Source organism: Mastigocoleus testarum BC008, assembly GCF_001456025.1.
GTDB lineage: Bacteria > Cyanobacteriota > Cyanobacteriia > Cyanobacteriales > Nostocaceae > Mastigocoleus > Mastigocoleus testarum.
Genome location: NZ_LMTZ01000125.1, coordinates 25,171 through 41,135, shown reverse-complemented (window position 1 = coordinate 41,135; position 15,965 = coordinate 25,171). Strand labels below are relative to the sequence as shown.

Sequence of the window (15,965 nt, the reverse complement as noted above, 5' to 3'; positions counted from 1 at the left end):
GTTAACTGTTAACTGATAACTGTTCCTTAACAATCAATGAATAAAGTTGGGCTAATGATTTACCTTTGGTTTCCCAACTATAAAAATCCCTGACTCTTTTCTGACCGGCTAAACCCATTTTTTCTCGTAAATTCTTGTCTTTAGCGAGTTTTACCATTGCGTCTGATAGGTCTTTTACTGCTTGCTCTGGGGTTTGAGCGGGAACTTTATAACCTGTTTCGCTGGTGACTTGGGTACCCGGTCCTCCCAAATCTAAACATAAAACCGGACGACCAACCGCCATTGCTTCAAGACATACCCAACCGCCAGAATCATGTAAACTGGGGTGAACTAAAGCTGTACACTGACTTAATTTTTCTAGGGTTTGATCGCGGGGTAATCTATTCCAAAACTTAACTCGTTGTGCAATTCCCAATTCTTTTACTAAAGATTCCAAACGTTTTCTTTCTGGTCCATCACCCAAAACCCAAAATTCACTGTTGGGTAAGTTTGCTTGTGCAAAAGCTCTCAACCCTAAATGAAATCCTTTCCAGTGTAAAAGTCTACCCATACTAATGAAGCGGATAGGTAAATCTTGATCGCTGGAATATTTACTCAAACTTGTTATCTCTTCCTGAGATAAACCAGTTTCTGAAAATATCTCTACTTTAGGTATGCCCATTTTACGCAATCTTCGGGCTGTATCTTCCGTAGTTACCCTTACGATGGTACTTTTGCGAGCAGTCATACCCACAAACGGATCCCGTTCTCCTAACCAACGCGCTCCATCACGGAGAAGTTCGTAAAATTTTCCGCGCAAACTAAAGTCTTTCCAGAACGGTTTGGGTGCAGATTCTCCACCTCCGACTGGTCCCCAAATAAAAGGTATGGGTAGAAGAGAAATAAAGCTAGGTGACCAATATTTAACGTAGGTTACATGATGGGCTAAATCAAAGGTAACTTCTTTATGTAGTTTACTAGCAGCAAAATAAGCAATTATTTGCCAAATATAATAGTGTAACTGTACTCCCTTTTGTTTATAGTTCCACCATAAAGCCCAGGAGGGTAAATCGCAGTAGACAAAATGCAATCCAGGGTATTTGTTGCTGGCTAATTCTGCTTCAATTGACTGACGATTATCAGCACGGGTTAGCACCCATACATCACAGTACTGCACCAGTTGTTGAATTATATTCCAACCTACTCCCGGTTCGGAACCCATGTCGGGTCTACAAGCGTAAGCGGAAATTAAAACTTTTAAACGCTGTACTTTATTGTTATCTTTATTTTTGCTAGTTTGAGTCGCAATCATAATTTGTCTCCATCATTTATATCCTCCATAAATCAATACATTGCAGTTAATGTTGATTAGTGGTAATTTTGGGCCTATAGAGACGTAGCATGCTACGTCTCTACAATTGTTTTGTTGACAACATTAGCGTAAATCTCAGTGACTTGTTCCGCTGTTTTTTCCCAAGTGAATTTTTTTGCTCTTGCTAATCCTTTATCTATTAAGCTTTGACGTAATTCAGGTTCTTCATGGAGACGACATACAGCTTCTACTATCTGTTGAATATTTAGGGGATCGACCAAAATCGCTGCATCACCAGCAACTTCAGGTAAGGAAGAAACATTAGAAGCGATCGCTGGGGTTCCACAACTCATTGCTTCTAAAATTGTCATCCCAAATCCTTCATATAGTGAAGGTGCAAGCAAAATATCGGCGGAATTATAAATCTTAACTAAAGTATCTTTATCTGGTTTTCCTAAATAAGTAATATTTTGATTTAAGTTGCGATCGTCAATAAAAGTTTTTAACTCCTGTGTCCATTGTTCGCCGGTTTTGAAAAAATGTACCGGTAATCCCTTTTCGATTAGTTTTTCAAGTACTTTCAAAATAGTTAAAACGTTTTTACGTGGATGGTTGGAACCCACATTTAAAATACAAACCGTTTCTGGAGAAATATTATATTGTGTCCTAAAATCATCTATTTCTACTTGTGAAATGGGACGAAATATTCCTTCAACTGCATTGGGAACCACTGTTAGTTTTTGAAATTTAATATCTAAGATTGTTTCTACATCTTTAGCGGTGTGTTCGGAGACAGTAATAATCCGATCTGCTTCGCATATACCTTCGACAGAAAACTTCCAAACTGGCATACTAATTGCGGGAATCAGCGCTCGATTATGTCCATTCTCTGGCTGAACAAAGTTAATTAAATCGTGACAGGTTACTACAACCGGTTTACCAGTTTTCTTTAACCAGCGACAAAGATGACCGTCACTGTGGTCAATAACATGAAAAATATCTACTTTTTGTTTTTTTAAATCTTGAGGATATTGCCAATAACGTTGATGATACTTGTTTAGACCATTTAATAACGAGCTAAATTGTAAAGTTCTAGTTTGATTCTGAGGAATATTGGGAGTTAATTCGATGATTTCCCAATCTGGTCGAATAGCTTTTAAACCACTAACCAAACCATCAGCATAAACGTCCATACTGAAAGAAGCTCTCGGGGCTCTGCGAACAATAGCTACACGCATTAATTGACTCCGTTAATCAACCTTACAATCGTTCTTTATTCATCTTGAAGTTCCCAAATTGAATTTCTCAGAGGATGTTTATAAATCTAATGTTTATAAATCTAACGTTTATAAATCTAACGTTTATAAAGTCTAAAGTAGGATGTGCAATGGCAAAATAAAGATTTAATTTTGGAACTATTCAAAATTTGCCGTAAAACACCACATAATATCGGTGCGTTAGCTCTATTCAAGTTACCATTGAAAGTTAAGTATATGAATACATTTAACACACCCTACAATAGTTGTATTTCTATTTACAAACACCTTGTCAAGCTGAACTTTAAAAATTTTCAAATATGAATTTAAATCTAACTCATAGGGTTTATTCTCAAGCTGTAAAATCCTCGAACTATTGACTAGATTGTATAAGGAATATTTGGGAAATATCCTTTAGATATTGATGAAGAAGTCGACGGAAGGGACCGCTCATAGAAATCCTCCCGTACATGCTCTGTTGGTTTACTATTATCATCATTGTGATCGTCATTTTTCCCATCACAGGAGAGAACATTGCGCCATAATTCAATCAACCTTTGAGCTATTCGTTCGTGACTATAATGTTGACGTACTCTTTCTAGACTGTAGTCTGCAACTTCTGCATACCAAGATGGTTGGGAAATTAGACGCATTAAAATAGCAGCTAATTCTTGAGCATTCCCCTCAGGAAACACTAAATCTTTGCGACCAATGACATTAGGAATTTCTCCACAAGTAGATCCGACAACTGGAATTCCCGTAGCCATTGCTTCGATTAAAACATGACCAAATTGCTCTTTCCAAGTTTCTACAGTACGCGATGGTAAAACCAAAACATCAAACCTACAAATTTCCATGGGAACTTCATCGTGACGGACTCCATCTTGCCAGATTATAAATTTATCTAATCCTAATTTTTGCACCTGTTCCACAAATTTTGGTTTATCAGAACCAGTTCCACACAATCTAATTTGAAATTCGTAATCTTCATCTCCTAGTAAACGAGCTGCATCTATGAGAATGTCAATTCCTTTGTGATAAGATATTCGACCCAGGAAACCAATACAAAATTTAGAGTTTTTCTTGCTAGATTTTTTTCGCTGAGAAGTTTTAGCTTGAGAATCATTTCGGTTAGAATCCTCTCTTACTAAACTATCTAGCTTAGGATTTTTTAATTTAGAATTATTTGCTTTAGAATAATCTAGTCTGTCTCTTCGTGGTGTAAACAATTGAGTATCTACACCCATTTGAGGCATAACTTCAACAGCTCCACAATAACCCCATCTTTTTACTAATTCAGCCCCTTCACAGTTTCCTGCAATAATAGATTTCGTTGTATTTAAAATAAATTTGCGTATCCAGCGACGAAACCAAGATAGTTTTCGATCCATGTTTTCCCAACCAAAGAAAACTACCGGTTTATTAAGCAAACGGGAACATAGAGCAACTTCAAATCCCGAAAGAGAAAATACTTCCTGCTCTACCTGAATAATATCTGGACGAAAATCAAGAATTGCTCTGAAAATTGCTAAAGGTGAATATAGATAAGCACCAGCTTTACCTGAAAATAATACCCTATTTGGATAAAGTTGAATTCGGGGATAGGGATTTTCAATTTCTAATATTTTGTCCCACTGAACAGCTTTCCAGTATTTGGGAGCAAGTAAGCTGACTTCTACTTCATTTTGTGATGCGATCGCATCCAACTTTCCCTGATTTATACCAACAACGTAAGTGTGACTAACAAACAACACGCGCAGACAAGACTTATCTTTTGCTGTTGCTGCGAATTTATCAGCATCAGTATTACTAGTCGAAGCGATCATCAATTTTCCCCCTTATACTGACTTGTTCCGAAGTTAGATCTAAAAAAAGTAGATAAAACACCTGGAATTAGATGCAGTAGGGTGTACTTCTTACCGAGAAACTGTTATTCAATTAGCTCACAATTGCTCGCACTCTAGTCAAGGTCCATTTAATGAATTTAGGACGAAAATGCGGAGCATAAAACCAACTAATTGCTAGTTTTGCTAGGGGAAGAGGTAACAATCCCACCCAGATAAACCACAAAGTATAAATCAATCGTTTTTTTAAATTGAATTCCGAATATTTCCATAGCGAACGAATTCCCTTATATACCAAAGAAATTGGACTATCTGAGGGAACTGGATGAGTTTGAGGACCCAATCTTAAAGAAGCCATCCGGGACCACAAGCGTCCCAAGGAACGTTCTTCCAAGTCTCGCGGAACTTCGTAACCGAGTTCCTTAGCTTTGTGCACCAAAAGCTGGTAATTTTGCAAATCGTGGCGTACAAATCGATGAAAGCGATCGCCACTCACAGTATTTAAAGCCCACTGATTACTAGTATGAATCCGATAAGCTGCAAGGGGTTCTTCAATAGCGACTACTTCCCCATAAAAAGGAATTAAAGTTGATAAATAATCATCAGCAGTAAGCTTATATTCATCGGAAATTGGAAAAACTTCTGCTAAAGCTTTGCGATTAATAGCGTTACCAGTAGTCGGTGTCCCTGGATAACCACCAACCTCTAATAAAGCTCGCCAAACTTCCCCACTAGCTAGGGGTTTAGTACCTTGAGGATAAGAATAACCTAAAGGTTTCTTAAAGGTATCCACTACTTGCAAGCGGTAATGTACCTTGGCTAAGTCTGGCTTCCAAACTGTGATAATTCTTTCAACTGCGTTTGGGAACAAATAATCGTCCGAGTCTAAGAAGATAATTATATCACCTTTACTCCTAGCAAATCCACTGTTAAAAGCAGCAGCTTGCTTGCCATTTTCTTGATGAAATATGGGAATTACTTTGTCACCATAACCAGCAACAATTTCACGGGAGTTATCAGTGGAGCAGTCGTCAACAACAATGACTTCAATGTTCTGATAAGTTTGAGATAAAGCGCTGTCAATTGCATCTGAAATAAAGCGCTCGTAATTATAGTTATTAATGATAATACTAACTAGTTGATTCGCCTGATTATTCATTGAATTTGACCTATCCAGAAGCATCGATCGTGCGCACAAAAAAACCAACCAGAAAATAGTAAACTAAATTCTAGTTTTGATTTTTATTTCAATTAAACTAAATCTACAGATATTAACCTTATCCAGTAGTACAGAGTTTTACAAGCAATTTCAAATTTTTCGATTAAATAAGTGTTACACATGTATTGTTTGATAGTATATTCGTAATGACTTTCATTACTTTTAAGTTTTAAATAAGTTGCTAACCCCTTAGAAAATAATTTCTTACTGAGTTTAGAAAACGTAGGAAATTTGAGTCTCATATAATAAGCACTCAGTATATGTATTTCCGCGAAAAGTTTTCTTTTTTTCACTACTCCCTCAGTTGAGTAGATATTATTATTATGTAGTCTAAAAATACCTAAATTTTTTGTGGATGCATAACCTATACCCAAGCCTACTGCTAAATACTTGATATATAAATCTGTAATTGCGATACCCGAATATTCTTCAACTTCAGGTAACGGAAATATTTTTTTTAAAATTCTTCTAGTAAAACAGAGATTAGATGTAGATGGCGTAAAATTAGGTAGTTCCGCATTGAGAATATTAACCCTAAAATCAATTTTACTTGGTAATACTTCAGAAGAAGTGTGAGAAATTTTTTGGAATACTGCTTCTAAATCTGTATTACATAAATCTTCGGATGAAATGGGAGCAGATTCATTAAAAACCCAGTCAATACTGGGATTACACATAAATAAATCAACTACCTCAGTTACTTTATTTGGCAAAAATATATCATCAGCATCTAGTAGAAAAATAATCTCACCTTGACTGACAGAGAAAGCAGCATTTAATGCAGAAGTCTGCCCTCCATTATCCTTAAAAACTGGAATAATTTTATTCCCATAATCTTCAATTACTTCCCGAGAATTATCTGTAGAACCATCATCTACTACGACAATTTCAGTATTTTTATAAGTTTGACCCAATGCACTATCTATTGCTTGACCTAAAAAGTCTGCATAGTTATAGTTCGTAATTAAAATACTAACTAAAGGTTGATTTACATCAAGTGTTCCCATATTTTAATTTGAATAAAGATCCAAAGTTAATAGTTATATTAAGCTTGCACAATAAATTTTATTTTTGTTTTATATCCAGATATGATTTTGTTGCCAGATATAATTAATTCAATCCAATTCAATTAATTTTATTTCATTTAAGCTCTTTTAGAATTACCTCCTAAATACAGGCGTAACTTTTCTGAAATTGTTGCATATCGAACAAAAAACATAACTAAATTAAACTGAATTTTTTGTTTAAAAGTATGTAAATTTTCATTTGTCCAAATTCTATAGAAACTTCTGAATGGTGGTTTAAAAGTCTCTAATAAATCAATCACTATTTCGACAGAAGAGACATCTTTACTCATCATGCGATCGTGACGACCGCCAACAATGCGTGCAATTCGCCTGTAAAGTTGGGAAAATGAGTACCTTGCAGGATGTGCAATACAAGCATCATCCGCATAAATTTGCTCGTAACCAGCTGCAAAAACCCTTTGTCCCCACTCCACATCACCACCAGACTTAAGATTAGAGTTAAAATTACCTACCTTATTTACTACATGTTTGAATGTAAATAAATTTGCTGTGACCCCAAAATGGTCTGTTTCCAAACTTTCTTTCTGGGGAAAGCCCATTGCAATACTTTCATAAAGCTCTACTGCTGTTGGTCGCTGGGGATTTTGAAAGAACAGGTCTATCCTACCAGCAACTAATCCACAGTCAGGAACACTTTGCAGGGTAGCAACACCTTTTTCAATCCAATCTGAAGCGGGAATACAGTCAGAATCAGTAAAGGCTATAATCTTACCTTGAGCAATGGAAATTCCTTTGTTGCGAGCAGCATAAGAGCCAGCTTGGCTTTCGTAAGTGTACTTTGCTTGACTAAATTGACTAACTATACTCTTAATGTCTTCTTCTGAGGCATTATCTACGACAATTATTTCATATAAATTCTTTAAATAAGTTTGATTTTCTAATACTTGCAGACAAAGCTTTAGACGCTCGGAGTCATTATAGACTGGAATTACTATGGATACAAAAGGATACGAAATTTCATGCATTTGCTAATTATCCTCTAGATTTAACTGAAACAATAATCATAAGTTAATAAATCCATCTTCACCAACTACTCATTAAGATGATTAAAATTTATTTTTCTATTAAAAAAAGCTCAATTAATCATAATTATAAATTTGACATTTGATTATAAATATAGTCTTACTTTCTTTCTTGCTCTAATATGTTTAATAGATATAACTAAAATCATGAGTTTAATCTTTTGTATAAATTCCGAAGAATATTGATTATGAAATACTTGATTTATCTCTTTAAATGGCGATTTTAAATCGCGAAGTATTTCTAAGATAAAATTTGCTAAGGACTGGCGCTCTTTTCCTTGTCTGTACAATCCTTCAGTAATTCTAAGTGCTTTTTTGCTTATATCTTCCCAACTATATCTTGCAGGATGTGTAACCAGTACATTATCTGCATACACTTGTGTATATCCTGCTGAAAATACTCTTTTTCCCCATTCACTATCACCTCCTGATTTCAGTTCATGATTGAATAAACCTACTACCTCAAAAATATTTTTGAATGTAAAAATATTAGCTGTAGCTCCAAATTTATAATTATCAATATAGTATTTTTGTCGTAGGAAATTCATCCGGTCATAAATTTCAAAAACCGTGGGTTGTTCGGGATTTTTGAAGAAAATTTGTACTTCTCCAGCAACTAATCCACAATTAGGTATTTGCAGAAGCTTTTCTACTCCTTTTTCTATCCAATCAGTATTAGGGATACAGTCTGAATCTGTAAAACCAAAAATATTACCTTTGGCTACAGAAATGCCTTGATTTCTTGCAGCATAAGAACCCTGACGACTCTCATGAGTAATCTGAGCTTGCTTGAATTGATTTACTATCTTTTTTATATCTTCTTCAGAATTATTATCAACTACAATTACTTCATATAAATCCTTAGGATATGTTTGGAATTCTAATTTCTCTAAGCAATTAGTAAGTCGTTTCGAGTCATTGTATACTGGAATAATTATAGAGACAAAAGGAAATTTTTGATTCATAGGAATGATTTATCATTTAATAATTGATAATCAATTTTTTTCAGAGAAGCAACTTTTGTATTTAACTTTATTTCGATAATACTGGGATGTAATAAACACGGTACAAAAATTTAGAACAAAGTTAAGATAAATTAACTTCTAGATTAGATAAGCGGGTTGCCTCGTAAATTCGGGCTGCATATGTTGTAGTATCTTCAGTATTGATATTCATCATATTTTGCTCAAAATCATAACTTCGACGAAATTGTTCTGCAAGCCACTTTTCTTGTTGCGAAATTCGATCTGGATAAAATATATCTAAGGCAAAAGCTGTCTCGAATCCTGGGGGATTATATGGATAACCATACTTACTATCTTTAATCCCATTCCAATATCCTTCCGACTGTGCATAAGCTAAAGCTTTTTTTATTTTATTGTTATTCCAAAAAGAATTGTTGGGGTATTGTTTTTTTATTAAGGCAAATGCATAAAGATTGAAACTATGATAGCCAATTTCCTTTTGAGTCATATATTTGCGGTGCTTGGCAATTTCTGACATCTGCATCAAGTTAGTTAATATTTTCAACTTTTCACGACTCAACTTAATTCGTAAGTTAAATATATTCCTTTTAATAAATAGCTTCATACTAATTAGATGTTTAATTAAACCCGAAGTATGAACTTCTAAGTGTTTATCTAAGTGTTCCATAAAATAGCATACTTGTGACTCAACTTCACCTTTTGTATGACGTGCTAATAAGCTTCCAGCAGCTGCAAACCATAATTGATGGTTGAAAGTAACGTCATATCCTAAGTAAGTTCCATCTACACTAACTCGTTCCCATAAAGCATTATTTTCATGGAAAGGATGCAGTAGAAATACTTCTTCAGCCAAAGCTATTAATTCTGGCATTTCTAGTTCAGCTGCTGCAATTACTAAAGCTTCAATCGTCCAAGCTTGACCAATTAAACCGTTGCATAAATCTTTTTTCTGATTCTTGCGATGCCAAAAAGCCGCTTTCATCGGACGAACTTCTTCACTACACAAATACTTCACTATTTTGTAAGCAGCATTTCTAAATTTTTGTTCCTTAGAAATTGAATAGGCTTTCAAAAATGTTATGAGCCAATGAGAAGTATTTCTTACAGGAGTTTCTGGATCGTAATAAGGACCATTATGTCCTGAGGGCATACTACCTGTTTCTGGATCTAGAAGTGGTAAAGCAGAATTGGCACTTTGTAAAATAATCTCGTATAGTTTCATTATTTTGATGTAATTGTTCTTTTTAAAATATTATTTAGTCGTCCTAAATTAGTTGTTGTTTCACACAACCAAGCAATTAATAGCATTGACATAAACTTACCCCGTATCTCCTCAATATCCGTCTGAGAAGTTAACTTCCAAAATTTCCTCGCTGAGGGAGGACGAAAAGATTTTAGACAATTAATGAATATCTGTTTTAAGCTTTGTCCTTCTTCCAGCCAAATATCAGGTTGTCCTCCGCCTACACGATACTGTTTTTTCATGAGTGGAATAAGTCTTCGTGCTGGATGAAACACTTCAGCACTAGGAGAATATACCAATTTAAAATTTGCGTCAGTTGCTTTTTTAGTCCAAATAACATCTCCACCTGATTTGAGATGACTGGGGAATAAGCCTACTGAATCAAATACATCTTTTCTCACAAATAAGTTAGCAGTTTTGCTGACTTTCCTATTTTCTATATTTTTTTTAATTTGCATATTAGTTATAGAATCGTATAACTCAGCCAAAGATTTTTGAGGTGAAAATGTAAATTTTACGTTACCTCCAACTAAGTCTGCTGATTGCGATTCTAAAGTGTTAACACCGCTTTCAATCCACTGCGGCACAGGTATACAATCAGAGTCAATAAATGCGAATACTTCACCTTTGGCTAGAGCAATTCCTTGGTTACGAGCAGCGTATGAACCTCTGTTAGCTTCAAAACCTAGTTTTACTTGTTGGAATTGGGAAGTAACAGATTTAATATTTTCTGAAGAATTATTATCGACGACTATGACTTCATATAATTCCTTAGGATAACTTTGATTTTCTAGAGACTGCAAACATTTATTTAATCGTTTGGAGTCATTGTAAACTGGGATAATTACTGAGACATATAAAACACGACAATCATTCATAAGACCAAATTGATATGTGATTTATTTCTGATATTTTTGTTTTTAACTCAACTGATCGTGGGTGGATAAATTTAGTTTTTGGTAAATTTTATCAACTTCAACAGATTTTAATTGATTGATGATATATTTTCTTTGTTGTTCATCAAATAATTCATTAAATTTTTGAGATTGCTTCTTTTGAAGAACACCACCAACAGATTCTTTCCAGTGTTCGCTATTTCGGATTATTTTTTTCGCAGCAGCAGTGCGATTTTCTAACATGCTTTCTTCGAACGGTATATCTATAAAATTACAAATTTTTTCAAGTATTGTTTGTGGGTTTTCTATAAGTGAATCGTAACTAATTAATAAATGATTACGCTTGTGAGAATATTGACTACTAATTTGTAAATCATTTATCCATCGTTGTACACACTTATCCATATTCCAAGCTCCATGCCATATTTCTGGATATTTATGACTCACGTCGTACAGTGAAGCAACTACATCTTGCCCATGTCTAATGATGTGGATGAATTTACTATCAGGCACCAATTTCTCTATGTATTCAATGCGCTGTATATGGGCGGGAGTTTTTTCTAGCCAACAGTTCTTACCCTCCTGTATTGTTAATGTATCCAAAAGTCTTACAAAACTTCTTGTATATTGGCGTATGAATAATGTGTAGGCAGGGAAAATATTTTGCATTTCTTCACGATCAATATCATGAAGAAATTGTTTTAAGTTAGATTTTGCTCTTTTTGAAGCAATTCCTAACCTGGTGCGCATAGAGCCAGGATAAATTAGTCTTTGAAAAAATTTAGACTCTGGGAAAGAAGCGACTTGTGAATGAGCTGCCAAAAAACTTTGTAGTAAAGTGGTACCGGAACGCGGACATCCTATTAAAAAAATTCGTTCTTTTATTTGATTATTGTGCATTTTTAGTATCTAATAATATATTCACAGTATGTAATTTTGTTATTTAATTAGGGTTTTAGCTTTTCTTCTTTTTGATTTCTCTGAGCATTTTTAAAATTTCTAGTAAAGTAACTTTGCCATTAGGAAGAATTATCCATGTTGCAATATAAAGCAAACCATATAACACAATATCTACAAGCAGACCAATCCCAACACTAATTCCATTTAGAAATAACTGGTTTATACCAATAAGTAAAATAGCTGAACCTATCGAGGCAAAAGCTGGTCTATATAGTGTTTTTAATAATTGAATGATTTGAAGTGGTGTTCCCCTATAGCAGTAGGTTATTATTGGTAGCCAGATAATTGGTCTGGACAAACCATAAGCTGCTGCTACACCGATAGCACCCCACCGGACACTAATTAAGAAAATGATTGAATTTAAAGTAGCAGTAATAATTCCTACACGGAATTGACGGTCAGTTCTTCCCAGAGATTGATATACCCATCCACTAGCGACACTAAATGTCCCCATGAAAGCAGCTGGCATCAAAAATTGGAATAGGGGAACTACACCCAGCCATTGTTGTCCTAACATCAAGAGTATTACCTTGTCAGCAGAAGCAAACATAAATCCGACAATTGGCATACCCAGAGTAGTGATCAATAAAACAGCTTTGTAATAATATCTGCAGTACTTTTCTGGTTCATTCTGTAAACTGCTTAATGCTGGAAGAGCAACGCTATTAACTGGATTATTGATTTGCTGTATCGGTAAAAGTACTAATTGGTAAGCTTTAGCGTAAAGTCCTAATTCTTGGGAGCCCCAGTAGCGACCAATCAACACATTGTCTAAATTACGTGAAAAATAGTTAAAAACACGAAAACCAGTTAAATTTCCACCAAAAGCTAGCATCGAGCCAACTCCAGAATCTTTAATTGGTGCTCCAGGACGCCAGCCACAAGCAATCCAAACCCCAACAGCATTAGTAATTGCCGATGCTATTTGCATCAGAACTAATGCCCAGTAACTCAATCCATACCAAGCAGCGATAACACCAGTCACTAAACCAATCAGCATGGAAATAACATCAATCTTGGCAAGTGTGGTGAATTGCATTTGCCTTGTTAATAAGGCTTGATGTTGTATAGTTAGACCACTAAAAACAAAACTACTTGCCAGCGCTAAGGTAATTTCAGTTAAGCGTGGTTCATTGTAAAACCAGGTAACTGCAGGAGCAGATACTGCGACGAATAGACCAACAATACAACTAATAGCGAGGTTGATCCAAAATAAGGTGCTAACCTGTTTGTGGTTAATTTCAGATTTTTGAATTGTCGCTGCTGATAGACCTAAATCTTTAAATAAATTGACGAAACCAATAATTACAGTTGCCATACCAATCAAACCGTAGTCTTCAGGCGCAAGTAAGCGCGCTAAGAATACAGTTGAACCCATTCGCAAAACAAATTTACTACCCTGGGCAGCAATTGTAATTGCACCTCCACGCACAGAGCGACCTTTTAGATCTTTTTTGAGATGGTCGGTGCGAAAATATATATCATTTTTGTCCTCAGATGAGATACTTTTCATCAACTAACCTAAATTTCAACCTTAGCCCACCAATCAGTCTAAATTAATTGATTAATTAATCGATTATAAGTTTTCAAATCGTATAATAAATCAACAAGTAAATCACAGTTTTTATACACAAAAATATGAACGGTACCAATCGACAAAATATTTTAAACCTACATCAATTGATGTATTAGGTTTAAAACCTGTATCTCGCATTAAATCATCAATATCGGCATAGGTTTCCTCTACTTCTCCTGCTTGTAAAGGTAGTAATTCTTTTGTCGCCTTGATACCAATTTGCTCTTCTAAAATTTCAATAAAATCAATCAGGTTTACTGGCTGATTATTGCCAATGTTATAAATTTTGTAGGGCAAATATTTATTATTTTCAGTTGAAATATTTTGGGGCTTTTTATTAATTAATAGGATTATTCCTTCTACAATGTCATCAATGTAAGTAAAGTCACGACGCATGTTGCCATGGTTAAAAATTTTAATTGGTTTCCCATCTAAAATTGACCGAGTAAATGAGAAATATGCCATGTCAGGTCTACCCCAAGGACCATAGACCGTAAAAAATCTTAGACCTGTTGTTGGAATTCCATATAAATGGCTGTATGTATATGCCATTAATTCATTTGCTCTTTTGGTTGCCGCATATAAGCTCACCGGGCAATCAACTCGATCGCTCACAGTAAAGGGTATTTTGGTATTTGCGCCGTAAACAGAACTAGAAGAGGCATAAACTAAGTGTTCTACCCCTGTATGGCGACATCCTTCCAAAATATTTGTGAATCCCACTAAGTTACTATCAACGTATGTATGGGGATGAGTCAGTGAATGGCGAACACCTGCCTGAGCCGCAAGGTTGATAACTAAGTTTGGTTGACAATTAGCAAATAACTCAGCAATCTTATCCCGATTTGCTATATCTAATTCGAAGAACTGGAAATTACTACTATTAAATAGTTGCTCCAAACGTGCTTGCTTCAGACTAACATCATAATAATTGTTTAAGTTATCTACACCAATGATACTCTCACCATTTGCAAGCAACTTTTGACTTAAATGAAAACCAATAAAACCTGCTGCGCCTGTAATTAATATTTTCCCCATAATCTACTAGAGTAATTTTTAGGATTTGTTCAATTCATAAATTTTGTAGTTGATTCTAGCTAACAAAAACTATCTACAAAATATTTAAAAGCTCAAGCTTGAACTTGAATTATATATCTTTATTTGAGACAAAATTGACAAATATTACCGAAACAATTAAATATCTTGTATTTCGCTAGTTCTTCTAAATACGCATATTTTCAGCAAACATTATAGTAACAATTTAAACTTATTAACTGAAGTTTCCTAAAATTGTTTCACAACTTCCCAACTTCTTGCTTGATAATATAAACACTGAGACATAAGTTCTTTACCTTCTACAGTAAATCTGAAAGATTTAACGCAATCAAACATATTAAGATTATCTTTTCCGAGCAAAATTTTTATAGTATATGAACCGGGTCTTAAACCAAGATTGGGTAAAGCGACTTGTACTTCATATTTTCCGGGTAATACTTTTAGAACTGCTCGGTCGTTAAAACTACTTAAAGATAAAATCGTTTCACCTTCTCCAGTTACCTCTTGAATTGTAAGACTAAGACCTAGGTTTTCATCTTTGATCCGAGATTGGTATCCAACGCAAAAAAAACATTTTTCGCCAGTTACAGGAGATTTCACTTTATCCAATTGACTATTCCTGAAACAAAGATAAGTGATATCTATTCCTGAACTTTTAACTTTGGTATTTTCTGGGATAGCTATTGCTCCTTGTGCCGGTTGTTTGCGACCAGAAAAGATATCTTTCTCGTAAATCCTCATAACCTCATCTGTATGACCTGATGTAATTAATTGACCCTTACGCAAATAGACAGAAAAATCACAGATATCCAGGATCGCTTGAGGATTATGGCTAACTAAAATGACAGAAATACCCTTTTGCCGTAGTTGATATAATCTGAGATGGCATTTTGATCTAAATTTGATATCTCCTACGGCTAGCACTTCATCAATCAACAAAATTTCTGGTTCTGTATGAAGCGCACTTGAAAAACCCAACCTTGCAGCCATCCGAGAACTATAACTCCATACCGGCGCATCAATCGCATCCCCAATTTCTGCAAACTCTACGACTTCATCGAAACGTTCATCAATTTCCTTGTTTGACAAACCTAAAATTGACATATTTGCATAGACGTTTTCTCGCCCTGTTAAAATAGGGTTGAATCCAGCACCAAGTGCAATTAAAGGCGCGACTCTACCATTTATTTCTACAAGACCAGTATCTGGTTTAATTAAACCAGCAATAATGCGTAGCAGTGTCGACTTTCCACTACCATTTTTTCCTACTAAACCTAGTGCTTCTCCTCTACGCAGTTCGAAACTAACATTATCTAAAGTCCAAAATTCTTTAGCCCGCAATTTATCACTTTTTTCTCTTAATCCCAGTACCTCAGCAGCAATGTCTTGAATGCCATATAACAGGGAACGCTTTAAGTCTCGACAAAACTTTTTGGAAACGCCATTAACTGAGAGAACAACTTCAGCATTGTCGCTACTACTAGTATTCAACCACCCTAAAGTTTCTTGCTCATTAATGCTAACCATA

Annotated in this window: 13 protein-coding genes; all 13 read right to left on the bottom strand. The window is 35.0% G+C overall.

What is annotated here, in order from left to right; genetic code table 11:
* Position 1 precedes the first annotated feature (1 nt).
* Complete coding sequence (locus tag BC008_RS32510; protein ID WP_058184218.1) at positions 2-1,291, bottom strand: glycosyltransferase family 4 protein; 1,290 nt, start codon at positions 1,289-1,291, stop codon at positions 2-4.
* A 92-nt stretch (positions 1,292-1,383) separates the two neighbouring features.
* Complete coding sequence (locus tag BC008_RS32505) at positions 1,384-2,529, bottom strand: glycosyltransferase family 4 protein (RefSeq protein WP_027842136.1); 1,146 nt, start codon at positions 2,527-2,529, stop codon at positions 1,384-1,386.
* Between the two features lie 398 nt (positions 2,530-2,927).
* Positions 2,928-4,373, bottom strand: coding sequence for a glycosyltransferase (locus tag BC008_RS32500; RefSeq protein ID WP_063800841.1), 1,446 nt, complete (start codon positions 4,371-4,373; stop codon positions 2,928-2,930).
* Between the two features lie 112 nt (positions 4,374-4,485).
* The gene (locus tag BC008_RS32495; protein WP_027842137.1) at positions 4,486-5,550 is read right to left on the bottom strand and encodes a glycosyltransferase; all 1,065 of its coding nucleotides are present in this window, start codon (positions 5,548-5,550) and stop codon (positions 4,486-4,488) included.
* Between the two features lie 92 nt (positions 5,551-5,642).
* Entirely contained in the window at positions 5,643-6,617 is a 975-nt protein-coding gene (locus tag BC008_RS32490; RefSeq protein WP_027842138.1) for a glycosyltransferase family 2 protein, read from the bottom strand.
* Positions 6,618-6,754: 137 nt separating this feature from the next.
* Entirely contained in the window at positions 6,755-7,663 is a 909-nt protein-coding gene (locus BC008_RS32485) for a glycosyltransferase (RefSeq protein ID WP_027842139.1), read from the bottom strand.
* Between the two features lie 143 nt (positions 7,664-7,806).
* Entirely contained in the window at positions 7,807-8,685 is an 879-nt protein-coding gene (locus BC008_RS32480; RefSeq protein ID WP_027842140.1) for a glycosyltransferase, read from the bottom strand.
* Between the two features lie 121 nt (positions 8,686-8,806).
* A complete protein-coding gene (locus BC008_RS32475; RefSeq protein ID WP_036264974.1) occupies positions 8,807-9,928 on the bottom strand; it encodes a hypothetical protein in 1,122 nt (373 codons plus the stop codon).
* Complete coding sequence (locus BC008_RS32470; protein WP_027842142.1) at positions 9,928-10,827, bottom strand: glycosyltransferase; 900 nt, start codon at positions 10,825-10,827, stop codon at positions 9,928-9,930. The genes BC008_RS32475 and BC008_RS32470 overlap by 1 nt, the downstream gene beginning before the upstream one ends.
* 42 nt (positions 10,828-10,869) lie before the next feature.
* On the bottom strand, positions 10,870-11,745 hold the full coding sequence (locus BC008_RS32465) for a sulfotransferase family protein (RefSeq protein ID WP_027842143.1): 876 nt from the start codon (positions 11,743-11,745) through the stop codon (positions 10,870-10,872).
* A gap of 55 nt (positions 11,746-11,800) precedes the next feature.
* A complete protein-coding gene (locus BC008_RS32460) occupies positions 11,801-13,318 on the bottom strand; it encodes a lipopolysaccharide biosynthesis protein (RefSeq protein ID WP_036264975.1) in 1,518 nt (505 codons plus the stop codon).
* Positions 13,319-13,429: 111 nt separating this feature from the next.
* Positions 13,430-14,419 (bottom strand): NAD-dependent epimerase, encoded by a 990-nt coding sequence (locus tag BC008_RS32455; RefSeq protein ID WP_027842145.1) that lies wholly within the window; start codon positions 14,417-14,419, stop codon positions 13,430-13,432.
* Between the two features lie 246 nt (positions 14,420-14,665).
* Complete coding sequence (locus tag BC008_RS32450) at positions 14,666-15,964, bottom strand: ABC transporter ATP-binding protein (RefSeq protein ID WP_027842146.1); 1,299 nt, start codon at positions 15,962-15,964, stop codon at positions 14,666-14,668.
* Between the last annotated feature and the right edge of the window lies 1 nt (position 15,965).